The organism is Streptomyces inhibens (assembly GCF_003389455.1).
In the GTDB taxonomy this organism is placed as follows: Bacteria; Actinomycetota; Actinomycetes; order Streptomycetales; family Streptomycetaceae; genus Streptomyces; species Streptomyces inhibens.
Genome location: NZ_QUAC01000230.1, coordinates 1 through 23816 on the forward strand (window position 1 = coordinate 1; position 23816 = coordinate 23816).

The following is a 23816-nucleotide window of genomic DNA, read 5'->3' on the forward strand; positions in this document are numbered from 1 at the left end:
CCGTGGCCCGCCGCCCGCGAAGATGCGGTGCGGCGGCCACGGCCGTTGTGCGCGGTCGGCGGTCAGGTCCGCCGGACCGGCCTTACGCGTCCTGCGGCTGCTTGTCCCGGCGGTGCCGGCCGTGGGCGGTGGAGTCGGACTCCTCAGCGGCGGCCGGGCCACGGTGCTTGCCGGAGCTTGCGGCCGCGGCGGCCTGGGCGGATGCCTCCTGGGGGCGCGCCTGGGTCGTGTTGGTTCGGGCTTCGGACATGGGAAGAGTCACTCCGTCAGATCGCTTACAGCTGTACGCGTCGGGACCTCGCCCGACGACCGCCAAGGCTGACCCCGAGCGGCACAGTCGGTGGCCGGTCAACCGGCTGCGTAGCCCCCGCCCGAAATTCTAACGGGGCGGGAAATCATGCTCCACCGGGTCTACCGGGCCGCGAGAGGTGCCTGTTGCAAGGGCACTGGCCTGCACATTTGGGGATGCGACGGGGCGCGCTGCGGTTCCGCGTCCAGGGCTCGGAGTTGTGCAGATGCTGTGGAGCGGTTGTCGGTGTCTCCTGCATCCAGGACAATCCCCCCGGCCACCTCCGTGCTCGTACGCGCGCCGGGGACAATTCCCCCGCCGGCCACCTTGTCCGCGCCCGCGGCCGGGGGCCTCTCCCCGCCGCCCGCCCCAGAAGCCGGACCCTGCACCGGCCTCATGAGTTCCACCGGCCGCTGTGCACGCACGGTTTCCACCGGCCGCCCCACCTCCACGGCCTCCACCGGCCGCCCCATCCCCACGGGTTCCGCATGCCCCACCGCCCCCGCAGGCTCCACCCGCCGCTCCGCCCCCGCAGGCTCCGCCCCCTCCACCGGCCCCAGCGGTATGGCCATCCGCGCGACCCCGCACGGCTCCGCGTCCGTCGCGTACGGCAGCAGCAGTGCGCCGGCCACCGTCCACAGCCCGGCCCCCGCCAGCCACCCCTCCGGCACCGGCAGCTGCCGCAGCTCCCGTCCCGAAGGCCGCCAGACCCCCAGCCACGCCCCGCCCACCGCATCCATCCGGTCCATCCGGAACGCCACCGCGCAGCTCTCCGGGGCCAGCATCTGCCCCGGTTGCGCGGCGAACGGCGTCACGGACGTACCTGCCGGCCGCAGGCACTCCGGGAACCGCACCGGCAGACTGCTGCCCAGTACGCCCCAGCCCAGCCGGTCGTGCCCCGGCGCGTCCGACCGTACGAGCAGCAGCCCGCTGTCCGGATCGGCCAGCAGCAGCCGGTCGTTGCTGTCCTCGGTGATCTGCAGCAGCGGGCCGGTCCCGCCACCCCGCTCCAGATCGACCAGCACGGTCTTCGTCCGGCCGTCCCACTCCCGGTCCAGGGCCAGCAGCCGGCCGGCGCGGTCCAGCCAGACGCCGCCCGAGCAGCGCCCCGGGATCTCGGTGACCCGCTCGGGTCCGTGCGCGCCGCCGTGCACCAGCCACAGCACGGTGCGGTGGGCCTCGGGCGCCAGGGCGTAGCCGAGCGACCCGCCAGGGGTGGGCGGCAGCAGGGTCAGCTCGGCCGCTTCCACCGCGCCCAGCAGGAGTTCGCCGGTCCCGGGGCCGGTCGGGTAGAGCAGGGAGCAGGCGAAGCGGTCGGCGACCCGGCGCACGATCAGCACCCGTCCGTCCGTGAGCGGCAGCAGTTGGCTGTCCGGCTCCTCGGGCTGGCTGCCCGGCAGCGGTACGGCGTACGGCTCGGGGCCGCTCAGCGTCCAGCGCTCCGGAAACCAGCTCCCGGCGGCGTCGTCATGACGGGCGAGCCGGGCGGCGTACGAGCCGTCGGCGGCGATGGTCAGCGCCGTACGGTGCGGGCTGTCCAGCTCCGTGGCGTCCTCAGTGGCACAGATCGTCATCGGGTGGTCACCTCCAGTCAGCAACCGAAGCTAGTTTTCGCACTTCCGGCCGATCAACGCGAGTTGCCGCACTTCACGCATAAGGATGGCGATTGTCCGGTTCGCCGGTGCTGGGTGAGGTGGGTGTGCTTCGGAATTCAACGGTGGGCTAAGTTAGGCGTGCCTAAGTTGGCTCTTGATGGTCCTGACGCGGTCCTCAAGCTGGTTCCGTGCTGCCCGGGTGTTCCTTGTGGCGCCTCGGTGAGCAGCCGATCTCCCGGGAGTACGTGATGTCCCTTCGCCGCCGCGGCGCCGCCGCGACAGCCCTCGCCGCCGCGGGCGCCCTGACGCTCGCGGCCTGCGGTACGTCCGACGCGGGTGGTGGCCGGAGCGACAACGGTGCGGGATCGAAGGCCGTCGCCCAGGGCGGCAAGGACTTCGCGAAGGCCGCCGAAGAGACCGCGAAGATGGGCACCGACGCCAAGCCGGGGCAGTTCCCGCGCACCATCAGGCATGCGGGGGGCAGCACCTCGATCAAGGCCGCGCCCCGGCGGGTGGTCGTCCTCGACGTCGGTGAGCTCGACAACGTCGTCTCGCTCGGCATCAAGCCGGTCGGCTACGCCCCCACCGAGGGCGACGAGGCCCTCCCCGGTTACCTGGAGAAGGACGCCGGCCACCCCAAGAGCGTCGGCACCATCAACGGCCTCAACCTGGAGGCCGTCAACAAGCTCAAGCCCGACCTCATCCTGGGCAGCAAGCTGCGCGCCGAGAAGCAGTACCAGCAGCTGAGCAAGATCGCCCCGACCGTCTTCTCGATCCGCCCCGGCTTCACCTGGAAGCAGAACTACCTGCTCAACGCCGCCGCCCTGGACAAGACCGCCGAGGCGAAGGCCGAGCTGGCCGCGTACGAGGCCAAGGCGAGGAAGCTCGGCGCCGACATCGGCCCCAAGAAGCCGACCGTCACGATGCTGCGCTACATGCCGCAGTTCACCCGGCTGTACGCCCGGCAGTCGTTCATCGGCACCATCCTTGAGGACGTCGGCCTGCCGCGGCCCAAGAACCAGCGGATCGACGACCTGGCCACCGAGGTCAGCCCGGAGAACATCAACCAGGCCGACGCGGACTGGATCTTCACCGGTGTCTACGGCGACCCCAAGTCGACCAAGCGCGAGAGCGCCGAGCACAACCCGCTGTGGAAGAACCTCAAGGCGGTGAAGGACGGCCACGCCAAGAACGTCAAGGACGAGACCTGGTACCTGGGACTCGGCGTCACCGCCGCCAACAGCGTCCTGGACGATCTGCGCGGCTTCCTGGTCAAGTAGCGGCCCGGGCGGGGAGCCGGCTGCTGAAGCCGCCGTCGGCTCCCCCCAACCCCCTACCAGCGAAGAACGAGCCGCCCGGGACATGACGCCGCCCCCTGTCACAGGCGGGAGGTAACCTTCCACCCGTGCCCGTACTGTCTGAAGTCCTCACCGCGCTCGACGCCCTCTGGCCACCCGAGCGGGCCGAAGGGTGGGATGCCGTGGGCACGGTCTGCGGAGACCCCGACGCCGAGGTCCGCCGTGTGCTGTTCGCCGTCGACCCGGTGCAGGAAATCGTCGACGAGGCGGTGCGGCTCGGCGCCGACCTTCTTGTCACCCACCACCCGCTCTATCTGCGCGGTACGACGACGGTGGCGGCCTCGACCTTCAAGGGCAAGGTCGTGCACACGCTCATCAAGCACGACATCGCCCTGCACGTCGCGCACACCAACGCCGACACCGCCGACCCCGGTGTCTCCGACGCCCTGGCCGGTGCCCTGGATCTGCACATCCAGGGCCCGCTGGTGCCGGACGCGAGCGACCCGGCAGGCCGTCGCGGCCTGGGCCGGATCTGCGAGCTGGGGCACCCGATGACGCTGGCCGAGTTCGCCTCGTACGCCGCCGCCCGCCTCCCCGCCACCGCGCAGGGCATCCGGGCGGCCGGTGACCCGGACCGCGAGATCCGGACCATCGCCGTATCCGGTGGTTCCGGTGACAGCCTCTTCGACGACGTACGGGCGGCCGGTGTGGATGCGTTCCTCACCGCCGACCTGCGCCACCATCCGGCCTCCGAGGCCACGCAGAGCACGCACAACGGCCCTCTGGCGCTGCTCGACGCCGCCCACTGGGCCACCGAATGGCCGTGGTGCGAGCAGGCCGCGGCCCAGCTCGACGCGGTCTCCGACCGGCACGGCTGGGGACTGCGTACGCATGTCTCCCGTACGGTCACCGACCCCTGGACCGCCCACGCGGCGTCCGCCCCCCGCTTCACCCCGACGCACACCACAGGAGCCCCACGCTGAACGCCGCGCCCGCCGACCAGATCCGCCTCCTCGACGTCCAGGCCCTGGATGTCCGGCTCACCCAGCTCGCGCACCGGCGCAGGAACCTCCCGGAGCTGGCCGAGCTGCAGACCCTTGAGGCCGACCTCATCCAGCAGCGCGACCTGCTCGTCGCCGCACAGACCGAGGAGAGCGACACCAGCCGCGAGCAGACCAAGGCCGAGCAGGACGTGGACCAGGTGCGCCAGCGCGCCGCCCGCGACCAGAAGCGGCTGGACTCCGGCGCCATCACCTCCCCCAAGGACCTGGAGAGCCTCCAGCGCGAACTGGCCTCGCTCGCCAAGCGCCAGGGCGACCTGGAGGACGTCGTCCTGGAGGTCATGGAGCGCCGGGAGGCCGCCCAGGAGCGGGTCACCGAGCTCACCGCCCGGGTGGAAGCCATCCAGGCCAAGGTCGACGACGCCGCCGCCCGCCGGGACGCCGCCTATGCCGAGATCGACGCCGAGGTCGCCACGGCCACCAAGGAGCGCGGGCTGACCGTCGCCGACATCCCGGCCGACCTGCTGAAGCTCTACGACAAGATCCGCTCCAAGGAGGGCGGCGTCGGCGCGGCCCGCCTCTACCAGCGCCGCTGCGAGGGCTGCCGCCTGGAGCTGAACATCACCGAGATCAACGATCTGCGCGCGGCCGCCGCCGACGCCGTCGTCCGGTGCGAGAACTGCACCCGCATTCTGGTCCGTACGCCCGACTCGGGCCTGTAGGCCATGACACGCACGCTGATCGTCGAAGCGGACGGCGGGTCCCGGGGCAACCCGGGGCCGGCCGGCTACGGCGCCGTTGTCCTCGACCCGGTGACGGGTGAGGCGCTGGCCGAGGCCGCCGAGTACATCGGCACCGCGACCAACAACGTCGCCGAGTACAAGGGGCTGGTGGCCGGCCTGCGGGCGGCCCACGCCCTGGACCCGCAGGCACGCATCCAGGTGCGGATGGACTCCAAGCTCGTCGTCGAGCAGATGTCCGGGCGCTGGCAGATCAAGCACCCGGACATGAAGCCGCTGGCCGCCGAGGCCAGGGCGGTCTTCCCGGCCGGCCAGGTGTCGTACGAGTGGATCCCCCGCGCGCAGAACAAGCACGCCGACCGGCTCGCCAACGAGGCGATGGACGCCGGAAAGATCGGCAAGCAGTGGGAGCCGCGGGACTCCAGGGCGGCACTCGCCGCCGCACCCGCCCGCAGCGCCGCCGCACAGGCCGCCGACGCGGCCGCCGAGGTGGCGGAGGCGTCGGAGGCGGCCGCCGCCCCGGGCTGGGGCGCTCCCGACCTCGGCGCACCCGCGACCTTCGTCCTGCTGCGGCACGGCGAGACCGCGCTGACGCCCGAGAAGCGGTTCTCCGGCAGCGGCGGCAGCGACCCCGAACTCTCCGCCGCCGGACGCCGCCAAGCCGAGGCGACCGCCGCCGCACTCGCCGCCCGCGGCACGATCCAGGCCGTCGTCAGCTCACCGCTGCGACGCTGCCGGGAGACCGCGGAGACGGTCGCGGCCCGGCTCGGCCTGGACGTCCGCATCGAAGAGGGCCTGCGCGAGACCGACTTCGGGGCGTGGGAGGGGCTGACCTTCGCCGAGGTGCGCGAGCGGTTCCCCGACGACCTCGATGCCTGGCTCGGCTCCGCCAAGGTGGCGCCCACCGGAGGCGGCGAGTCCTTCGCGTCGGTCGCCCGCCGGGTCGCCGTCGCCCGCGACAAGCTCATCGCCCGGTACGCGGGCCGGACCGTGCTGCTGGTCACGCATGTCACGCCGATCAAGACCCTGGTCCGCCTGGCCCTGGGCGCCCCGCCGGAGTCGCTGTTCAAGATGGAGCTCTCCGCGGCGTCACTGTCCGCGGTGGCGTACTACGCCGACGGCAACGCCTCGGTGCGGTTGCTGAACGACACGGGGCATCTGCGGTAGCGGGGCGTCCCGTACATCCCGCACACCGCGCCTTCTGTACGCGAACGGGCCCGGCCCATCGGACGACCGATGCGCCGGGCCCTTCACATGAACAGCCGTCGGTGCATGGGCGGCCATGGGCAGTTGTCAGTACCTGGGCAGACATGAACAGCCGCCCGCGCCCGAAAGTCTTCAGACCGCCAATGCCGCCGCCTCCCGGGCGAGTTGGCGTACCCGGTCCCAGTCCTTCGCGGCCAGGGCGTCGGCCGGCAGCATCCAGGTGCCGCCCACGCAGCCGACGTTCGGCAGCGCCAGATACGAGGGCGCCGATGCCAGGCCGATCCCGCCGGTCGGGCAGAAGCGGGCCTGCGGCAGCGGCGCGGCCAGCGACTTCAGGTAGGCGGTGCCGCCCGCCGCCTCGGCCGGGAAGAACTTCAGCTCGGTGAGGCCCTCGTCCAGCAGGGTCACCACCTCCGAGGTCGTCGAGACGCCCGGCAGGAACGGCACGCCGGAGTCCTTCATCGCGCCCAGCAGCCGCGGCGACCAGCCCGGGCTGACCAGGAAGCGGGCGCCGGCCGCGCGGGCCGCCTCGACATGCTCGGGGGTCAGCAGCGTGCCGGCGCCGATCACCGCGTCCGGGACCTCGTCGGCGATGGCCCGGATCGCGTCCGGCGCGGCCGGCGTCCGCAGCGTCACCTCGATCGCGGGCAGCCCGCCGGCGACGAGCGCACGGGCGAGCGGTACGGCGTCGGCGGCATCGTGCAGCACGACGACCGGGATGACGGGGGCGAGCCCGAGCACCGAGGACGGGGGAGAAGCCGAGAGCTTGGGGGAGGCGGGCGCGGGGGAGGAGGCGGCGCTGGTCACGCCGCCCATAGTGCGCCCGTCGAGCCACTCTCCGCAACGAGCGTTGCGCATGCTGCAATCGCGGTCGGCCAGGTTGCCCCTACGGCCGCAGCCCCGGCCCCTACAGCTCCGTCACGATCACATCGACGGCCCACGCCTTGCCGCCCTTGGCCGGGGCCTTGGCCTCCACCGCGTACCCCAGCCCACGCAGCGCCTCCACCAGCTCCGCCGGACCGTCCGGCGTCAGACCCGCCGACAGCAGATCCCGCACCAGCCGGCCCTTGGTCGCCTTGTTGAAGTGGCTGACCACCGTCCGCTTCTCCACACCGGCCACGGTCTTCGACTGCAGCACCCGCACCGTCGCGGTCCGCCCGGCCACCTCACCCTTGGGCTTCCACGCCGTGGCGTACGCCGCCGACCGCAGATCGAGCACCAGCCCCTCGCCGGCGGCCGCCGGCAGCACCTCCCCCATCGGCGCCCGCCAGTACGCGCCCAGCGCGCCGAGCCCCGGCAGCTTCACCCCCATCGAGCAGCGGTACGACGGAATCCGGTCGCCGATCCGCACGGCGCCCCACAGCCCCGAGAAGACCAGCAGCGACCGCTCGGCCAGCTTGCGCGCCGGCGCGTCCAGGGACGCCAGCCCGAGCGCGTCGTAGAGCACACCGGTGTAGATCTCCCCGGCCGGCCGCGCACCCGCCGTCCGCAGGCCCGCGTTCTTGGCGATCTCGCCCTTGAGACCCTCGCTGAGCCCGAGCACCTCCTGGGCCTTGGTCGCGTCCGCGGCGCACAGCTCGACCAGCTCCTCGAACACCGCCTCGCGCGCCGCGGTCAGCCCCGGCAGCGACAGCGATCCGATGTCCAGCGGCGCGCCGGCCTCTCCCGCGGCCTTGCCTTCGGACGGCGGCAACAGCACGAGCACGGTGTTCTCCTTCACGGCGGTACGGGCCGGGGGTGCGGCCCCGGGAAAGCGTATGGCCTGCGCCGGACGGGCGAAGAACCCGCTCAGGCCGGCCTCCCCGGCGCGGCGCCGCACACCGCGCCGCGAGCGCCCACCCGCCATACGCTCGGTTTCATGCCCCGTCTCCATATGCATGTGACCGACGCAGCCGATGCCCCGCTGCGCGCCGCGCTGCGTGAACTGCGCTGCAAGCTGGAGATTCCGTACCACTTCCCGCCCACGGCACAGGCCGAGGCGGAGAGCGCCGCCCGCGCCCCGCGGATCCCGGTCGCCGATGGCGCGGTGGCCACCGAGCACACCCTGGAGGACGCCACCGACCTCCCGCTCTTCACCATCGACCCGCCCGGCTCGCTCGACCTCGACCAGGCCATGTTCCTGTCGCGCCGCGCGGGCGGCGGCTTCCGCGTCCACTACGCCATCGCGGACGTCGCCTCCTTCGTGACGCCGGGCGGCGCCCTGGACGCCGAGGCGCACCACCGCGTGACGACCCTCTACTTCCCCGACGAGCGCGTTCCGCTGCACCCCTATGCGCTGAGTGAAGGCGCTGCCAGCCTGCTGCCCGACCAGGACCGCCCGGCCGTTCTGTGGCAGCTCGATCTCGACCCGCAAGGGGCCCTGACCGCCGGGTCCGTCCGCCGCGCCCTGGTCCGCTCCCGCGCCAAGCTCGACTACGCGGGCGTCCAGCGGGTCATCGACGACCGGACGGCCGAGGAACCGCTCGCCCTGCTCCGCGAGATCGGACTGCTGCGGGAGGAGCTGGAGGTCGCCCGCGGCGCGATCTCCCTCAATGTGCCCGAGCAGGAGATCGTCGAGCAGGACGGCTGCTACACCCTCGAATACCGCGCCCCGCTCCCGGCCTACGGCTGGAACGCGCAGATCTCCCTGCTCACCGGCATGGCCGCGGCCGAGCTGATGCTCGCCTCCGGCACCGGCATCCTGCGTACGCTGCCCACCGCCCCGGACGGCTCGGTCGCCCGGCTCCGGCTCACCGCCCGCGCGCTCGGCGTCGACTGGCCCCACCACACCTCGTACGCGGCGCTGATCCGCACCCTCGACCCGGGCCGCGCCACCCACGCCGCGTTCCTCCAGGAGTGCACCGCCCTGCTGCGCGGCGCCGGCTACACCGCCTTCGACGGCGCCCCGCCGGCGGCCTCCGACGCGCTGCACGCCGCCGTCGCCGCCCCGTACGCGCATGCCACCGCGCCGCTGCGGCGGCTCGTCGACCGCTACACCTCCGAGCTGTGCCTGGCCGCCTCGGCCGGCGAGGAACCGGCCGACTGGGTCCGCGGCGCGCTGCCCGCCCTGCCCCGGGAGATGGAGACCGGCACCCAGCGCGCCAATCAGGTCGAGCGGGCCTGCGTCGACCTCGTCGAGGCGGCGCTGCTGCGCGACCGGGTCGGCGAGATCTTCGAGGCCCTGGTCGTCGAGATCCAGGAGAAGGACCCCACCCGGGGCACCGTCCACCTCTACGACCCGGCCGTCATCGGCCAGGTCGAAACCGCCCCGGACGGCCCCGCGCTGCCGCTCGGCCACCGCATCCAGGTCCGCCTCGCCGAAGCCGAACCGGGCCGCGACCCGGTCCGCTTCACCCCTGCCTGACCGCATCCCCCTCCGGGGCCCCCGGTGCCGCCGTCGCCGCCCGTACGGCCGCCACCGCGCCCCGCGCGTCATCGGCATGGAACCGCACCGTACGGACCGTCTCCTGCCGCCCCGTCAGCCGTACGGCCACCACCGGTTCGGTCAGCTCGACGGTCACCGACGTCTGCCCGCCGACCGCCATCTCCAGCACCCCGCCCCCCGCACCCTTCTTCTCCGGCTCCCTGGTGAACCGCAGGTCGTAGCGGACCGAAGCGATCCGCTCCAGCGGTATCCCCACCTCCATCCGGGCACCGTCACGCAACCGCAGCACCCCGGCCCCCAGCACATGCGGCCGGGTGACCGCCGCGGCCTGGAACCCCAGCATCATCAGCAGCGTGTAGACATCGAGGACCAGCATCACCTCACGCGCCACCGGAAGTCCGGCGAGCAGTACATGGAGCCCGGCCGTCTCCACGGCACACACGAACGCCAGCCCGTACACGAGCGCCGCCTGCGCCCCCGCGTACCCCAGGGCCCGNGTCTCCACGGCACACACGAACGCCAGCCCGTACACGAGCGCCGCCTGCGCCCCCGCGTACCCCAGGGCCCGCTCGCCCGGCGCCACCCCGATCCGGCGCCGCGCCACCCACCACGCCAGGCTCACCAGCCACCGGCCCTCGTGCGCGGCCAGCCGGCGCAGCGTCCCGCCCCTCCGGGTCACCGGGCACGCCCCACGAGCAGCCGGATCGCCTGGCGTACGGCCTCGGCCTGCGCGGGCGCGAAGTCCGCGAAGAACGCCCCCATGAACTCCTCCGCAGCCTCCGCGGCCTCCCCGGCCCGTGCGCCGACCTCCGCGGCCACCGCGTCCGGCAGGCAGTCGGAGAGCGCCTGTGCGGCATCCGCCACCCGCGGATCGTCCGGCTCGGCCCCGGCCAGCTCGTCCAGCAGCGCGTACACCTCGTACACCCGCTCCATCGCCCCCGGCTCCGCGGTCGCCTGCCCGAGCAGGGCCGACAGCCGCTCGCCCGCTTCCGCTCCGGCCGACGTCTCGATCAACGCCAGCACCTCCCGCTCCTTGGCGGCCATCGCGGGCTCGGGGCCCGGCCGCGCCGCCGCGGCCTTGGCCATCCTCCCGAAGAGCGCCGCCAGTTCCTCCGACACGGGGCCCTCGGCGGGCAGCCCGCCGTGCTCCTCCGCCAGCCGCAGCAGCGCGGCGATGCGCGCCCGCCGGGTCCGGATCGCCTCCTCCTGCCGCGCCAGATCCGCGTCCAGCTCGGCCAGCACCTCGTGCAGCTCCCGCCCCGCGTCGTCGGCGAGGACGTCCCGTACCTCCTCCAGCCCCAGGCCCAGCTCCGTCAGCCGCCGCACCCGCGCCAGCGCCACCGCGTCGCGCAGCCCGTACTCGCGATAGCCGTTGGCCCGCCGCGCCGGCTCCGGCAACAGCCCCAGATGGTGGTAATGACGCACCGCACGGGTGCTGACGCCGGCCAGCGCGGCGAGTTCTCCGATCCTCATGCGGCCAGTAGAAACGTTGACGCCGCGACAAGGTCAAGCGGCCGCGCACACGACCCGGCCGGGCGGCGGCCGGTCCGCCCCTCTCACCCGTGCAGGTAGCATGGTCGCTACGGCGGACGAGCCGGCCGGACGGCCGCGTGGGGATCTCACGATCCTCCCGAGGAACGTCCGGGCTCCACAGGGCAGGGTGGTGGGTAACGCCCACCCGGGGTGACCCGCGGGACAGTGCCACAGAAAGCAAACCGCCCGGGCCGCAAGGCCTGGGTAAGGGTGAAACGGTGGTGTAAGAGACCACCAGCCTCCGAGGTGACTCGGAGGGCTAGGTAAACCCCACCCGGAGCAAGGTCAAGAGAGGGCATCGGTTGATGCCCTTGCGCGGACGACCGAGGGCTGCCCGCCCGAGTCCGCGGGTAGACCGCACGAGGCTGTCGGCAACGGCAGCCCTAGATGGATGGCCGTCTCCCCTCGGCCCGCAAGGACCGGGGGCGACAGAACCCGGCGTACAGGCCGGTCTCGTCCGCCACACCCGCTCCGGCCCTGGTCAGAGCGGGTGTCCACTCCGGCCCGCGCCTGCGGGGTCGAATCGGGGTCGAATCAGGTGGGCAGACCGTTCCACGGGTCCAACTCACCCTCGCGCCGCGATGGTTAGCCACGCTTCGTCGGGTCGGAGGCGGGCGTCGGCGGAGCCGAGGAGAGGCCCTCCCCGGGCCAGGTGCTTGCCTGGTCAGCCTTTCGGCGTCGCAGTGAGCGGCGAGCCGGGCTTACTCCTTGTAGTCATTCCCCGGTGTTTCCGGGTTCTGTGTGGCGATCGTGCGGTGGATCGGTTGGCTTCTGCTCGTCAAGCCAGGCTTGGATGCCGCCAGGGTTCTGCGCGGGCGCGTCGAAGGAAATGACGGGTATGGGGGGCGAAGTGGCGAGGAAGGCCGCCAGTTTTCATGGGGCAGCGCGGCCACTGAGGGCTCAAACTCCTCGATCTTGGTCAGGAGTCGTCGCAGTTCCCCATCCATAAGCCGCAGATCTAGGTCTGCGCCCGCTACATGGATCGTGCCGTCTTCCGCGTCTATGAGGCGCATGGGCGGAGCTTGGAACTCGGGCCTGGTGCCTGCCTGCCACTCCTCGACAGTTGGCCTAGGCAGGTGGACGATCCACTCGTCGAGGCGCTCATCAAAATGCTCGCTACCGTTCCGAACCTCGCGAGCCGCCAAGGGAGACGAGTTATCCACGTCAAGGATCTTTCGCAGGAACGGGCCCCTCTCCTTTCGCCACTTCAAGCCCTCGTCGGTCCCGGGGCCCTTTGACGGAACAGGCCAGAGACTCCTGGAGACCTTCCCCAGGAAGGTGAGGAAGTCCTCGACACAGACCCAGGCGGCGGGCGGAGTCGGAGTCTGTCGCGCGTAGGTGTCGGCGCTGGTCAGGAGTGCTCTGAGCCTGGGGTGAAGCCCCCGGCCAGGGCTATCGCGGCGTTTGAGGCTTCCTGTGCTTGCCGGTCCCGGGGCCGAGCTTCGGCGCGAGCCCTGAGGAACGGGCGGCCTCGGTGTCGGGAAACAGAACGCGCCTTGCCTCCGTGAGGTCCGCTGCGAAGCCGTGGGGCTCCCACACGTGCCCGTTCCATCGCTGGATCACCCGGGGTGCGTCGGGGTTCAGATGCGCCCCCGCGGACCGCCGCCGCTCACGAGAGGTACAGCGCGGAGCTGTCCGATCCTCGCGTCACGGCGTTTGGCCCATTGGGACAGCGATTCATCGTCCATTCCCCGGAGGGTAGTGGCTCAGACGGTCCGGTGTTCCCAGCGCAGCGAGGGGCTCCGGTCGATCCAGTACAGGTGGGAGTTGGTCGTCACACGGAGCCGAATGGCGTCGATGTCCGGCGTCCCGGCGTCCTGCCAGGCGACAAGGGAGCGTTCGATGTCGTCCCACAGAGCCACGGGGCCGCCCTGGCTGACGGTCCAGCTCTCGCCGTCGGCGATGAACTCGGCGAACGACTCCCGCTCCGGATCGAACAGATACCGCAAGGGAGAGCCGTCGCTGCGGGTGGCGCGGACGAACTGCGTACCGGGCGCCGCGAGCTGCGCGAGGAAGGCGGGCATCCACTCTTCCAGGGCGAGAGGGGACACCAGTGCGTTCCGCTCGCTGTCCGCGTAGGCGGTCCGGGCGGAGAGGTCGCCGGCCAAGGGCGTCACCGCCTGGGCCCGCGCCTGCATGAAGGAGGAGCGTCCGATGATCGCGCCCTCGGCGGTACCGTCATCGCCGACGGTGACCCTGGCGAGACCGGTTCCCCAGGGCCAGGAGCCGACCGTGCTGAGGACGATGCCACCGGGCTTCGTCTGCCGGACCCATGTGTACGGGATGCGGCGTACCGCGCAGGTGGCGATGACCCGGTCGTACGGTGCCCGGTGCGGATGGCCGAGAAGCCCGTCGCCCGTCACCGTCCACGTTGAGTAGCCGACGGTTTCCAGGGCGGCATCTGCGCGCGCCGCCACCTGCGGGTCGACCTCGACCGTGGTGACGTTGTCCTCGCCGAGGTAGTGGCACATCAGGGCCGTGGAGTAACCGGTGCCCGTGCCGATCTCCAGGACACGGTGACCTTCTGTGAGGCCCAGGGCCTCGATCATGCCGACGACGGTGGTCGGGTCGGTCGAGGACGACGTGGGCACGCCCGCGACGGGTTCGCCGGTCTGGTCGGCGGTGAGGTGGCCGTCGAGCTGGGTGGTGAGGGTGTCGACGCTGTAGGCGATCCTCAGCCACTCGTCCGGGTCCGTACCGACAGCGGTGACGGGCCGCCAGGTCCGCCCCTCGTCCAGGAAGACTCCGGGATGGAGGAACTGCTCGCGGGGGACGGTCTTGACGGCCCCGCGCAGCCAGGGGGACTTCAGGACGCCCTCGTCCGCGAGCACGGCCGCCATGCGGCGCCGCTCGGGTGCCGGGTCGGTCATCGGCGGTCTCCTTGCATGAGTAGGTCGGCGAAGGCGGCGGACATCGGGAGGCCGGTCTCCGTCTCCAGCCACCCCCACTGCCCATTGGGATTCAGCTCCAGCCACCAGTGGTCCCCCGCCCGGTCCACCGCGAGGTCGAAGCTCCCTGATACCAGCTCCAGTTGGTCCAGGTAGGCGTGCAGTGCCTTGTCCACCCGGTCGGGAAGGTGCTCCACGGTGTATGTCAGAGCGCTGTAGTCCTTGCGCCAGTCCAGCAGTTCGGAGTCGATGAGCACGGAGAACGTGTGCCGCCCCACGATCAGGACGCGCAGGTCGGCGACCTTGTCCACGCGGGCCTGGAACAGGTGGGGCGTGACGCGAACGCTGTCGTCGATCTCGTCGGGGGTGACGGGGTCGGCCCATCCGGTCACCGGCACGCCGTCACGCGTATAGGGGGTCCACCGCAGCGTCTTGAAGATCGCGTCTCCTTGGATGCGGATGAACTCGCGCGCCTCGGCCGGGTCGTTGGTGACGAGGGTGGGCGGGACGGTGAAGCCGAGCTGCTGGGCGAGGGCAAGCTGAGCGGGTTTGTGGTCGGCCGCGGCGATGCGCAACGGATGGTTGACCCAGAGCGGACCGTCCAAGGCGTAGAGCGTGCCCCCAAGTCCGTAGCGGACCTGCGCCGCCGCGAAACGGGAGTCGTCCGGAGCCAGGTGGGGGAACTGCGGCCACTCCGGGCGGCGCCAGTACACCGATCGGACGCGGGTCAGGTCGACGGTTCTCGACGGGGTGCACACCTGCCCGACCACGGGGGCCGGGCAGGTGCCGAACCGAGCCGAGACCGTGAGGTCCTCCCCGATGTCGGCGGGGTTGAACCGGACCACCGGCACATCGCGCCGGTTGAGTTCGCTGATCACCATGTCGGCGGTGATGTCGTCCGCCTCGGTGGCCACCAGAACCGGCCTCTTCTCGGTCACGGTCATCAGTCCTGGCTGCTGTCCTGGTCGTGACCCTGGTCGTTCCGGGAGTCCGAGTTCGTCGTCGTGGAGGTCTCGGTGCCGGAGCTGGTGCCGTGCTTGCCCATCTCGACCACCTGACCGGTGCGGTCACGGAACACCCCGAGCTGTGTCGTGGGGTCGACGGCGACCGTGGCGTGGGGCCGGCGGATGGTGGTCGGGTACGGCGTGAGTCGGCCCGCACCCCACGGCCGGGTGAGGGTGGGGAGTACGACAGAGGTGGTCATGAGACTCCTTGTGCTGAAGGGGCGTGGTGCGGGAAACCGCCCGCGTCGGCAGGATGCGGAGGGCGATCTGCGGGCACCGCTTTAGAAGCTAGCGGCCTGGATGTTGTCGGCCGCGGTCGTCCACTCGGCCCCGGACGCGGGCCGGATATGCGCGACCCGGACAGTGCCGTGGCTGTGGAGCTCGTGGGTGACGGCGACGAGCACACCCTCCCCGCGTGAGGCGATGTCGCGGACGTTCGTGTTCAGGAGCGGGTGCTGCTCGTAGCCGTCGGGCCCGACCGGGTTCACGTCTCCGCCTCCTGCCGGGCCTCGATGCGGCGCATGAACTTCTCCCAGCCGCTGGCCGCCCGTACCCGCAGAGCCCGGCTCGGCGCACCCGGCTGGGGCTCCGGCGGCGTGTATGTACGGCCGCTGGCGCCAGGGTTCTTGCGGGGCAGTTCGGAGGTTGTCACGCGGTCGCTCCTCTCTGATGGGGCAGCAGCTGGCCGCAGCCTGGACGGGACGCGGCGCGCGGCCTTGGGGGAGCCTCCCGGAGGATCCTTCAACCTCCGAGCGGCGTGTGACCAGTGAACGACGATCCGTTACCGTCTCCCAGAGCGGACCCCGCGCGTTGCCCAGGCGTTTTCCGGGCATCGGGTATTGCGAGTGAGGAAGGTGCTCTTCGTGAGGGGAGACCAATGGCTTTAAGGCGTAGGCGCTTTGCCGAGCGGAGGGTGGCAAAGGGTTACTCTCAGGAGGAATTCGCAGAAGCGCTGACGGTGGCCGCGTCCACCGTGGTCCGTTGGGAAAGTGGCCGTGCCACCCCACAGCCGCACCAACGGCCCAAGATCGCCAGCCTGTTAGAAGTCACCCTCTCCGAGCTGGAAGGGCTTCTCTTCGAAGAACAGCCGGCCGAGACCGCCGTGCTTCCTGACACCCCACGCCTCCGCCATGGTGATGATGACGATATGAAGCGCCGCGATGTCCTGGGCCTGCTCGCCGTCACGGGCGCGCTGGTCACCCTGCCAGGTTCGGACGAGGCCCCCCGAGGACACACAGTGGCGGCGCTCCTGGAGACAGGGGAGGAGTTGCACCGCAGTCTGTGGCAGGTCTTCACCCTCTCGGACTCCAAGCCGACCGTCTTCCCGGTGGTCCGCAAGCAGCTCGACGTTCTGACGAATGGCTTGACCGAGGCGCGCACCGCAGTGGACCGGGCCCGGCTGTGCACGATGACGGCCGACCTCTACCAGCTCGTCGGCGAACTCTTCTTCGACGCCAACCGGTATACCGACGCCGCCCAGTGCTACACGCTGGCTGCCAACGCTGCCCATGCCGGTGGTGACTACGACCTCTGGGCCTGTGCCATGACCCGCCACGCCTACGTCGAGCTGTACGCCCGCCGCGCGCCCGCTTCCCAGCCCCTGCTGGCGGTGGCCTCCCGGATCGCCCGGCGGGGCGACAGCGCACTGTCCACCCGCCACTGGGTCGCCGCTGTCCAGGCCCAGGTGTGCGCGGTCATGGGTGACATCGGCGGCTGCGCCCGGGCCCTCGACGAATCCGAGAAGGTGAACTCCCTCGACGGCCACTCCCACAACGGCGGCTGGCTCCGCTTCGACGGCTCCCGCCTCCCCGAGGAACGAGGAGCTTGCTACCTCCAGCTCGGCCGTCCCGACCTCGCGGAAGAGGCCCTCACTGCAGCCCTCGCCCAACCTCTGTCGCTGCGCCGCCGTGCCGCCGTACTGAGCGACCTTGCCGTCCTCGGGGCCCACCGGCGCGACGTCGACCAGGTCGTGCACTACGCGGAGGCAGTGCTCAGCCTGGCTGACCGGTCGAACTCGGGCTTCATCGGTAAGAAGCTGGATGGACTTCGAGGGCGTCTTGCCCCGCTGGTGTCCGATGGCCGAGTCTCGGATCTGGATCAGCGAATCGCGGCGCTTTCGCGTACCGCATGACGAGAGGGACACGTGTATGAGTGACGGTCGGATCTTCCGCGAGGCATGGATCGCCGGTGTGACCAAGCACTACCCCGGTGAACCGAAGCCCGGCTACGTCACGCCGTGGGACGAGACGCCCGAGTGGGAGCGCGAGGCTGCCGCAGCCGTGTACGGACAGGTGCGCGACTTCATCAAGATCAGCGAAGGGCACGCCACGCGGCTCACCCGCGAGCAGAAGGGCCGCTTCGTCGCGATCTGCTGGACCGCCCAGATGTTCAAGCACTTCAAGGACCCGAAGCCCGGATACGTCGCCGACTGGGCCGACCTCCCGGCCTGGCAGCAGGAGACGGACTCGGACATCTTCGAGCGCATCGAGCAGACCGTCTGAACCCCGAGAACGACGGAGCCCCCGTCCGGAAGCCGTGCCAGGCGGGGGCGTCTCCTTGCGTAGCCATCAAGGTAGCCACGCAAGCGCCCTCCCAGCACGTTTGTGCAGGCCATAGTGCTGCGGTGACCCTCCCCGGCGTACAGGCCGACTCGTCCGCCGCTCCGCCTGTGGTGCTCCGGTCCGCCCGTGCGGCCGGGGTCGGACGACGCTCATCCGCCCCACCGCCACCCCGCCGGGAAAACCGACCCGAAACCCCACATTGGTATGGGTGTGGTTCATGCTCCACATGGGTAACACGCCTTTCCCGTAAGGGCGTTGCGGCATGATGCCCGTGACGCATGAGTGTGGGGAGAACCGGATGTCCGACCTGGCGACCGTATCCGCCGAGATCGCTCCCTACCTTGCCCTGGCGGCGAACAGCCTGGGCACCTCTGTGATCACTGCGGCTCAACAGCGGATCGCGGAACGCACGGTGACGGCCGGGGAGGGGTTCTTCCGTCGGCTGGTGCGCCGTGGCGACGGTGCCGGTGGCGGTCTCGGTGGCGCCACCCAGCCGCTTCTTGACGCGGAGCGGGCGGACGTTCTCGATGAGTTGCTCGCCGGTCTCACCGATGAGGAGCGGCAGCTGCTGTCCGCTGCGGTGGCCGCCTGGCTGCGGGGCCCCGCCGACCGACGGGACGCGCCCCACCTGCTGGATCATGTCGGCCGGCTCGCCTCGTCCGCGGGCGGGCGCACCGTCTACAACACCCCGACCGCGACCGGCCAGGGCTCCATCGCGGCCGTCGAGATCCACGGCGACATCCACATGGGGGGCAGCGACCGCACCCGGGACAGCTCATGAGCGGCGGTGTCGGCGACAACGGCGGCGACATTCACAACAACCCGACGGCGCACGGCGATTACTCGATCGCGGCCAACGACATCAAGAAAGTCATCATCAAGTGGGTGATGCACCCCAGCGCACGCTGGCTGCCGTTGCTGCTGGCCTGTGCGGTCGTGGTGATCGCATGGACCGGGTGGCCGGACGGGCCGGCCCGCCAGTACGCACTCTGGGGCACGCTCGCCGGACTGTCGCTCGTCACCGCCGCCGCCCGCGTCCTCAACCGGAGGCCGCGTGACGCCCGGGTGGTCGGCACCCTCTCGCTGGTCTCCGTACTGGCCACGGTCGGCGGCTGGCTGGCGTTCCAGAGCGTTCGCACGCACGGCGAGATCGATGTGACCGGGCAGGTGCGCACACAGGGCACACAGCCGCTGGACGACGCCGCGCGCCGCTCGCTCACCCTCCTCCTGGACGCGCCTGCCCTGGAGAAACCACGTAACGCCCTGCGTCTGACGCTGGCCATCGCCGACCACAACCCGGCGGCTCCGACCTGTCTGCCGGACACCACCGCGACGGTCTCCCTGCTCACCTCGGGCGCCGCCGCCCAGCCGACGACGATACGCCCCGGCGGCACCGTCGACTTCACCTTGGGCGCGCGGGTCAGCACCGTACGGATCGACGTCAGGCTGCATACCGCCCGTGGCTGCCGTATGGACGTGCAGACGACGGGCGCGGTGCTGCACGACAACTAGCGGTGCTGCATGACAACTAGCGGGGCAGCATGACAACTAGCGGTGCTGCACGACGAACGCGAACGATGAGAAGAGCAGAACGGGGAGTTCTATGAGTGCAGGAGCACCACCACCGGCGGCCGGTCGCCGTCATCGTCACGGCCGCCGCTACCGCACCCTCCCGGCCGCGGCCCTCCTCACCCTTGCCGCGCTGACCGCGACCGCCTGCGGCGCCTCGGAGCCGGAGTCGCTCTTTGCGGACGGCAAGGTCTCCGTCGGGGCGAAGAACGATCAGCCGGGCACCGGCGTCGTGCACACCTACAAGTTCTCGGGCTTCGACATCACCGTCTCCCAGCAGATCCTCAAGTCCGTCGGCGCCGAGCCGGACTTCGGGATCGTGCCGTCCGAGGACCGTGCCGCGGTGCTCACCGACAACAAGAAGGACCTGGTCGCCGCGACGTTCTCGATCACCGTCGACCGTATGAAGGAGCTGGACTTCGCGGGCCCGTACGCGTCCACGTACCAGGGCATCATGGTCCGCAGCAAGGACCACCGGATCCGCAAGCCCGAGGACCTCTTCGGCAAACGGGTCTGCACCTGGCCCGGCACCACCTCCGTCACCACGCTGGAGGGGCCGCAGTACGAGCGGATCGCGGTCTACGAGCGCCCGGACGCCTCCAGTTGCATCAAGGACCTCAAGGACACGAAGGTGGCCGACGCGGTCTCCACCGACCAGATGATCCTTTACGGCTTCACCCAGGAGAACCCCGGTCTCAGGGTCGTCCCCGACATCACCTACGGCTCCGCCAACCACTACGGCATCGCGATGAAGAAGGGCCACCGCCAGGACTGTCTGAAGCTGCGCGACGCGCTGCGGGACTACGTCAGCAGCAACAGCTGGAGCCACGACTTCTCGACGTCGCTGTGGTCCATTCCCAGGGCCGACCCGACCTGGGAGACCGACTACAAGCCGCGGGTCGAGACCATCGACGCGCTGTCCTGCCGCGACCGGCCCAGGACGTGACGGGGCACCGGGGCGGTGGTCATCCCGGCGAGGGCGACGCCTCGGGACGCTCGTAACGGAGCAGGACGACCCCGTTGCCGAAGGTCCTGGTCCCGGCGAGCCGGAGGGCGATCGTGGCGTCCGATGCCGGGAACAGGGGTTTGCCCCGCCCGATGAGGACCGGATGGACGTAGATGCGGTACTCGTCGATCAGATCGTGCCGCAGGAAGGCCGCGGCGAGGTCGGCACCACCGAGCGCCAGGTCTCCGCCCGGCCGGGCCTTGAGTGCCATGATCTCGTCGACGACGACGTCCCGCATGACGGTGGTGTTCCAGTCGGCCCGCTCCAGGGTCCGGGAGAACACGATCTTGGGCATGTCCCGCCAGATACCGGCGAACTCCGCCATCGGTCCGGTACTTGAAGGGTCGGAGTCGGCGGTGGGCCAGAAATCGGCCATCAGCTCGTGGGTGACGCGGCCGCTCAGGAAGGCGCCCATCGTCCTGAGCTGCTCGTTGAAGTGGAGGTGCAGCTCATCGTCGACCCTGTGCCAGTCGATCTGGCGGTCCGGTCCCTCGATGAATCCGTCGAGGGACACCGACATCATCAAGATGATCTTTCTCATCGACGTCACGGCCGCGACGATACGCGCACCTCGGCGGCCCGCTCGACATGCAGTCCGACGGTAATCGGCCCGATACTTTGTGCTATGAGCCGATTCATACCCATTCCTGGCAGTGAACGCCTGGCCGCGGCCGAGGCGCGCCCCGTAGGACCCCTCGATGGCTCGATGCCCATCGAGGCCATGGTGATGCTGCGCCGTCGGGCGGAGGTTCCCCGCGAGCTGATCGTGGGGCCCGAAACGATCTCGCAGGCCGAGCTCGCCGAGCGGTACGGCGCCGACCCGGCCGATGTCGAGCTCGTACGCGAGGTGCTGGGCCGCCATCGCGTTCAGGTGGCCGACGTCGATCTGGCGTCCCGTCGCGCCAAGGTGACGGGCACCGTGGACGATATGGCCGCGGCCTTCGGGACCCGGCTGTCCCAGGTGGCCAGCCCGGACCCGGCCGGCGGTGCGCCCGTCGAGCACCGCCACCGCGAGGGCCCGCTGAAGGTGCCCGCCGAACTGGAGGGTGTGGTCGTGGCGGTGCTCGGCCTCGACGACCGGCCGCAGGCGCGCCCCCATCTGCGGCACGCCGAGGCGGAGGCCCGCCGGATCTCCTACAAGCCGTCGCAGCTCGCCAAGGTGTACAAGTTCCCGCCCGGCACCGACGGCAGCGGCCAGACGCTGGCGATCGCGGAGCTCGGTGGCGGCTTCCGGCAGCCCGAACTCGCGACCTACTTCGAGTCCCTCGGCCTGCCGACGCCGCGGGTGACCGCGGTGAGCGTCGGGGGCGCCCGCAATCACCCCGGTGAGGACGCGGATGCCGAGGTGCTGCTGGACATCGAGGTCGCGGGGGCGCTGGCACCGGGTGCCGAGCAGAAGGTGTACTTCGCGCACAACACCGACCGGGGCTTCGTGTCCGCGGTGAGCGCCGCCGTCCACGCCACCCCGACGCCGGCCGCGCTGAGCATCAGCTGGGGCGCGCCGGAGATCGACTGGACCGAGCAGGCCCGCACCGTGTTCGACGAGGCGCTCGCCGATGCCGCGGCGCTCGGTGTGACGGTATGCGTCGCGGCCGGTGACGACGGCAGCGGTGACGGGGTCGGCGACGGGCTGCCGCACACCGACTTCCCGGCGTCCAGTCCGCATGCGCTGGCCTGCGGCGGCACCCACCTGGAAGCCGACCCCGCCACCGGCAAGGTGCGCAGCGAGAGGGTGTGGGGCGGCGCCGACGGCGGTGGCGCCACCGGGGGCGGCGTCAGCGAGGCGTTCCGCCTTCCGGCCTGGCAGGACACGGCCGGCGTCCCGCACAACGGGAGCGCTCCGGGCCGTGGCGTACCGGACGTCTCGGGCGTCGCCGACCCGGCCACCGGCTACGAGGTGCTGGTGAACGGCCGTCGCACGGTCATCGGCGGCACCAGCGCCGTCGCGCCCCTCTGGGCGGCCCTGACCTGCCGCCTGGTCGAGGCGCTCGGCCGCCCGCTCGGGATGATGCATCCCCTGCTGTACGCCGGCGCGGAGCCCGGACGGACCTCGCGGGGCTTCCGCGAGATCATCGAAGGCAGCAACGGTGCCTTCCGCGCCGCCCATGGCTGGAATGCCTGCACGGGGCTGGGTGTGCCCGACGGCGAGGAGCTGCTCGCCTCCTTGCGGGAGATGTCGTCCGGCTGAGGTTCCGTATCGGGTCATCGCACCGCGCCGCCGCCGTACGGCCACTACCCTCGTGGGGACTTCATTCGAATGGACGTACGGGGGCGGCGGTGCTCAAGCACTACTACCGGCTGGTCTACTGGAAGCGGCGGATCACCCGCGCCCTGGGGTGGCGGCGTGGCATACGCGCGGACTCCCCAGGGGCGTACGGCCGGGGACCGGGCGCCGGACGGCGGCCGGGGCGTGCCCGCCAACTGGCGTACAGCGCCCGGCCGTTGCTGGTATTCGGTGTGCTGGTGGCGATCGTCGTCGCGGCGTCGGCGGTGGCCGGCGGGGGCTATGACGACTTCGGGTGGGCCGGGCCGTAAGGGTGGGGCCGCACGGCCGGCTTGCGTCGCCGTACGGCCCCGGGGTGTGGGTCGGCGTGCCTGGTTCAGGACGCCTGGGCCTTGTTGTAGAGATTCTTGGCGTCGTCGCCGAAGTAGGGGCCGAACATGGTGTCGGGCAGGAACTGGTAGCCGAAGCTGTTCACCGAGGACTGGAGCCCGGTGCCGGTCTTCTCGTCGAACGAGGTGAACCAGGGGCCGCCGCTGGAGCCGCCGGTCATGTTGCAGGACAGGCCGTGGTCCTTGGAGAACAGCGGGTCCTTGATGGTGTTGCCGCTGCAGTAGATCAGCTTGCTGCCGTCGTACGGGGCGGCCGCGGGGTAGCCGAAGGCGTACATCGCCTTGTTGTAGCCGGAGTTGAACGACAGGCCCTGACCGCCGACGACATCGGTGAGCTTCTTGCCGTCGAGCGGGGCGACGACCGCCGCGCCGACGTCGTAGTTGATGTCCTCACTCGCCGTCCACTGCGGCGTGGAGAGCGTCGTGGCGGCCGGCCATTTGCCGTACGGGGCCTGACCGTCGTGGTAGCCGGGGACGAAGACCCAGTTGGTGTGCCAGGCGCCCTGCAGCTTCACACAGTGCCCCGCGGTGATCACGGTGCTCTTGTTGGTGCTGGTCACCGCGTCGCCGGAGCAGGAGGCGTTGCGGCCCTGGTAGGTGAAGAACACCCGGCCGGTGGTCTTGACGACCGCGCCGCCGCCGGTCCAGGGCCCGCCGGCCTGGGGGAGGACCCCGGGGAGCAGTGACGGGAGGGACGGCGCCGTCGGGAGTTGCGGGAGGGTGGGCGGCACCTTGAGCGGGGCGCTGCGCGGGACCGCGCCGGCGGTGGTGGACTTCTTCGCCGGCGTGGCGAGGTCCAGAGGAGTGGCGGCGCGCATCCGGTCGGCGGTCCAGAAGGCGTCGAGGCCGGTCCGCGGGGTGGTGGAGCGGGGGGAGTGGTGCGGGGCGGCGGCGCCGGCCGGGCCGGCGGGGAGCAGCAGGGCGAGCAGCGTACCGGCGGCCGTCAGGGTGCCGAGGGCGGCCCGGGACCTGCCCGCGGTGTGCCGCGCCCGTATGCCGTGAACTGACGGTATGCCACGAACGGTTCGTCTCACGCGTAACTCCTTCTGCGGGGGCCGCGCGCGACAGGGCGCGCGCGGCCGCGGGGGGACGGGACCGCGCGAGGCGGCCCGGCAGACGAGTGGTGCGGATCCGAGGTAAGCGTGCCAC

Annotated in this window: 27 protein-coding genes and 1 other RNA gene; 13 read left to right on the plus strand and 15 right to left on the minus strand. The window is 71.4% G+C overall.

Annotation, left to right across the window (positions count from 1 at the left end; translation table 11 throughout):
* Window positions 1-82: 82 nt before the first annotated feature.
* Together DY245_RS44730 and DY245_RS28775 are read right to left on the minus strand one after the other, a co-directional pair.
* Window positions 83-250, minus strand: coding sequence for a hypothetical protein (locus DY245_RS44730; RefSeq protein ID WP_181923907.1), 168 nt, complete (start codon window positions 248-250; stop codon window positions 83-85).
* 161 nt (window positions 251-411) lie between these two features.
* Window positions 412-1863 (minus strand): hypothetical protein, encoded by a 1452-nt coding sequence (locus DY245_RS28775; protein ID WP_128510147.1) that lies wholly within the window; start codon window positions 1861-1863, stop codon window positions 412-414.
* A gap of 269 nt (window positions 1864-2132) precedes the next feature.
* On the opposite strand from DY245_RS28775, the gene DY245_RS28780 reads away from it, so the two are divergent.
* The 4 genes from DY245_RS28780 to DY245_RS28795 all read left to right on the plus strand — a co-directional run bounded on the left by DY245_RS28780 (window position 2133) and on the right by DY245_RS28795 (window position 6090).
* The gene (locus DY245_RS28780; protein WP_128510148.1) at window positions 2133-3164 is read left to right on the plus strand and encodes an ABC transporter substrate-binding protein; all 1032 of its coding nucleotides are present in this window, start codon (window positions 2133-2135) and stop codon (window positions 3162-3164) included.
* Window positions 3165-3289: 125 nt separating this feature from the next.
* On the plus strand, window positions 3290-4165 hold the full coding sequence (locus DY245_RS28785; protein ID WP_128510149.1) for a Nif3-like dinuclear metal center hexameric protein: 876 nt from the start codon (window positions 3290-3292) through the stop codon (window positions 4163-4165).
* Entirely contained in the window at window positions 4162-4905 is a 744-nt protein-coding gene (locus DY245_RS28790; RefSeq protein ID WP_181923912.1) for a zinc ribbon domain-containing protein, read from the plus strand. Before DY245_RS28785 ends, DY245_RS28790 begins: the two co-directional genes overlap by 4 nt.
* A gap of 3 nt (window positions 4906-4908) precedes the next feature.
* Window positions 4909-6090, plus strand: a complete 1182-nt coding sequence (locus tag DY245_RS28795) for a bifunctional RNase H/acid phosphatase (protein WP_128510150.1) — start codon at window positions 4909-4911, stop codon at window positions 6088-6090.
* 171 nt (window positions 6091-6261) lie between these two features.
* On the opposite strand, the gene DY245_RS28800 is transcribed toward DY245_RS28795, so the two are convergent.
* Both DY245_RS28800 and yaaA read right to left on the minus strand, forming a co-directional pair.
* Window positions 6262-6945: a bifunctional 4-hydroxy-2-oxoglutarate aldolase/2-dehydro-3-deoxy-phosphogluconate aldolase gene (locus tag DY245_RS28800; RefSeq protein ID WP_244943322.1), complete on the minus strand. Its 684-nt coding sequence runs from the start codon at window positions 6943-6945 to the stop codon at window positions 6262-6264.
* 91 nt (window positions 6946-7036) lie between these two features.
* Window positions 7037-7834: a peroxide stress protein YaaA gene (yaaA, locus tag DY245_RS28805; protein WP_128510177.1), complete on the minus strand. Its 798-nt coding sequence runs from the start codon at window positions 7832-7834 to the stop codon at window positions 7037-7039.
* 153 nt (window positions 7835-7987) lie between these two features.
* Between yaaA and DY245_RS28810 the strand changes: the two genes are divergently transcribed.
* Window positions 7988-9472 (plus strand): RNB domain-containing ribonuclease, encoded by a 1485-nt coding sequence (locus DY245_RS28810; protein ID WP_128510152.1) that lies wholly within the window; start codon window positions 7988-7990, stop codon window positions 9470-9472.
* Here DY245_RS28810 and DY245_RS28815 read toward each other — a convergent pair.
* Both DY245_RS28815 and DY245_RS28820 read right to left on the minus strand, forming a co-directional pair.
* Window positions 9459-9989, minus strand: a 531-nt coding sequence (locus tag DY245_RS28815) for a hypothetical protein (protein WP_220377957.1), incomplete at its 5' end; no start/stop codon positions are given. The two genes, DY245_RS28810 and DY245_RS28815, sit on opposite strands and share 14 nt — an antisense overlap.
* Window positions 9990-10168: 179 nt before the next feature.
* Window positions 10169-10966, minus strand: coding sequence for a MerR family transcriptional regulator (locus DY245_RS28820; RefSeq protein WP_128510154.1), 798 nt, complete (start codon window positions 10964-10966; stop codon window positions 10169-10171).
* A gap of 117 nt (window positions 10967-11083) precedes the next feature.
* On the opposite strand from DY245_RS28820, the gene rnpB reads away from it, so the two are divergent.
* Window positions 11084-11486, plus strand: an RNA gene (gene rnpB / locus DY245_RS28825) — RNase P RNA component class A.
* A 932-nt stretch (window positions 11487-12418) separates the two neighbouring features.
* On the opposite strand, the gene DY245_RS47940 is transcribed toward rnpB, so the two are convergent.
* The 7 genes from DY245_RS47940 to DY245_RS44735 form a co-directional block, all read right to left on the minus strand.
* Window positions 12419-12589, minus strand: a complete 171-nt coding sequence (locus DY245_RS47940; RefSeq protein ID WP_342354219.1) for a DUF6087 family protein — start codon at window positions 12587-12589, stop codon at window positions 12419-12421.
* 17 nt (window positions 12590-12606) lie between these two features.
* A complete protein-coding gene (locus DY245_RS47945) occupies window positions 12607-12714 on the minus strand; it encodes a DUF6087 family protein (RefSeq protein WP_342354220.1) in 108 nt (35 codons plus the stop codon).
* 18 nt (window positions 12715-12732) lie between these two features.
* Window positions 12733-13896 (minus strand): ATP-grasp peptide maturase system methyltransferase, encoded by a 1164-nt coding sequence (gene tgmC, locus DY245_RS28835; RefSeq protein WP_128510155.1) that lies wholly within the window; start codon window positions 13894-13896, stop codon window positions 12733-12735.
* On the minus strand, window positions 13893-14858 hold the full coding sequence (gene tgmB / locus DY245_RS28840) for an ATP-grasp ribosomal peptide maturase (RefSeq protein WP_181923908.1): 966 nt from the start codon (window positions 14856-14858) through the stop codon (window positions 13893-13895). Before tgmB ends, tgmC begins: the two co-directional genes overlap by 4 nt.
* Window positions 14858-15118: a putative ATP-grasp-modified RiPP gene (gene tgmA / locus DY245_RS28845; protein ID WP_128510157.1), complete on the minus strand. Its 261-nt coding sequence runs from the start codon at window positions 15116-15118 to the stop codon at window positions 14858-14860. The genes tgmB and tgmA overlap by 1 nt, the downstream gene beginning before the upstream one ends.
* Window positions 15119-15199: 81 nt before the next feature.
* Window positions 15200-15406 (minus strand): hypothetical protein, encoded by a 207-nt coding sequence (locus DY245_RS28850; RefSeq protein ID WP_128510158.1) that lies wholly within the window; start codon window positions 15404-15406, stop codon window positions 15200-15202.
* On the minus strand, window positions 15403-15570 hold the full coding sequence (locus DY245_RS44735; RefSeq protein ID WP_181923909.1) for a hypothetical protein: 168 nt from the start codon (window positions 15568-15570) through the stop codon (window positions 15403-15405). Before DY245_RS44735 ends, DY245_RS28850 begins: the two co-directional genes overlap by 4 nt.
* Window positions 15571-15831: 261 nt before the next feature.
* Here DY245_RS44735 and DY245_RS28855 point away from each other — a divergent pair, with 261 nt between their 5' ends.
* From DY245_RS28855 to DY245_RS28875, 5 genes are all read left to right on the plus strand, one after another.
* The gene (locus DY245_RS28855) at window positions 15832-17049 is read left to right on the plus strand and encodes a helix-turn-helix domain-containing protein (protein WP_244943320.1); all 1218 of its coding nucleotides are present in this window, start codon (window positions 15832-15834) and stop codon (window positions 17047-17049) included.
* Window positions 17050-17065: 16 nt separating this feature from the next.
* Window positions 17066-17419, plus strand: coding sequence for a hypothetical protein (locus tag DY245_RS28860; protein WP_128510160.1), 354 nt, complete (start codon window positions 17066-17068; stop codon window positions 17417-17419).
* A 358-nt stretch (window positions 17420-17777) separates the two neighbouring features.
* Complete coding sequence (locus DY245_RS28865) at window positions 17778-18260, plus strand: hypothetical protein (RefSeq protein ID WP_128510161.1); 483 nt, start codon at window positions 17778-17780, stop codon at window positions 18258-18260.
* Entirely contained in the window at window positions 18257-18991 is a 735-nt protein-coding gene (locus DY245_RS28870) for a hypothetical protein (protein WP_128510162.1), read from the plus strand. Before DY245_RS28865 ends, DY245_RS28870 begins: the two co-directional genes overlap by 4 nt.
* A gap of 91 nt (window positions 18992-19082) precedes the next feature.
* Window positions 19083-19994 (plus strand): transporter substrate-binding domain-containing protein, encoded by a 912-nt coding sequence (locus DY245_RS28875; protein WP_128510163.1) that lies wholly within the window; start codon window positions 19083-19085, stop codon window positions 19992-19994.
* 19 nt (window positions 19995-20013) lie between these two features.
* On the opposite strand, the gene DY245_RS28880 is transcribed toward DY245_RS28875, so the two are convergent.
* Window positions 20014-20595 carry a dihydrofolate reductase family protein gene (locus tag DY245_RS28880; RefSeq protein ID WP_128510178.1) on the minus strand — a complete coding sequence of 194 codons (582 nt, stop codon included), beginning with the start codon at window positions 20593-20595 and terminating at the stop codon, window positions 20014-20016.
* Between the two features lie 84 nt (window positions 20596-20679).
* Between DY245_RS28880 and DY245_RS28885 the strand changes: the two genes are divergently transcribed.
* Both DY245_RS28885 and DY245_RS28890 read left to right on the plus strand, forming a co-directional pair.
* Window positions 20680-22242 carry a S53 family peptidase gene (locus tag DY245_RS28885; RefSeq protein ID WP_181923910.1) on the plus strand — a complete coding sequence of 521 codons (1563 nt, stop codon included), beginning with the start codon at window positions 20680-20682 and terminating at the stop codon, window positions 22240-22242.
* An 89-nt stretch (window positions 22243-22331) separates the two neighbouring features.
* Entirely contained in the window at window positions 22332-22589 is a 258-nt protein-coding gene (locus tag DY245_RS28890) for a hypothetical protein (RefSeq protein WP_128510164.1), read from the plus strand.
* Between the two features lie 65 nt (window positions 22590-22654).
* On the opposite strand, the gene DY245_RS28895 is transcribed toward DY245_RS28890, so the two are convergent.
* The gene (locus DY245_RS28895; protein ID WP_128510165.1) at window positions 22655-23701 is read right to left on the minus strand and encodes a trypsin-like serine peptidase; all 1047 of its coding nucleotides are present in this window, start codon (window positions 23699-23701) and stop codon (window positions 22655-22657) included.
* Window positions 23702-23816: the final 115 nt, after the last annotated feature.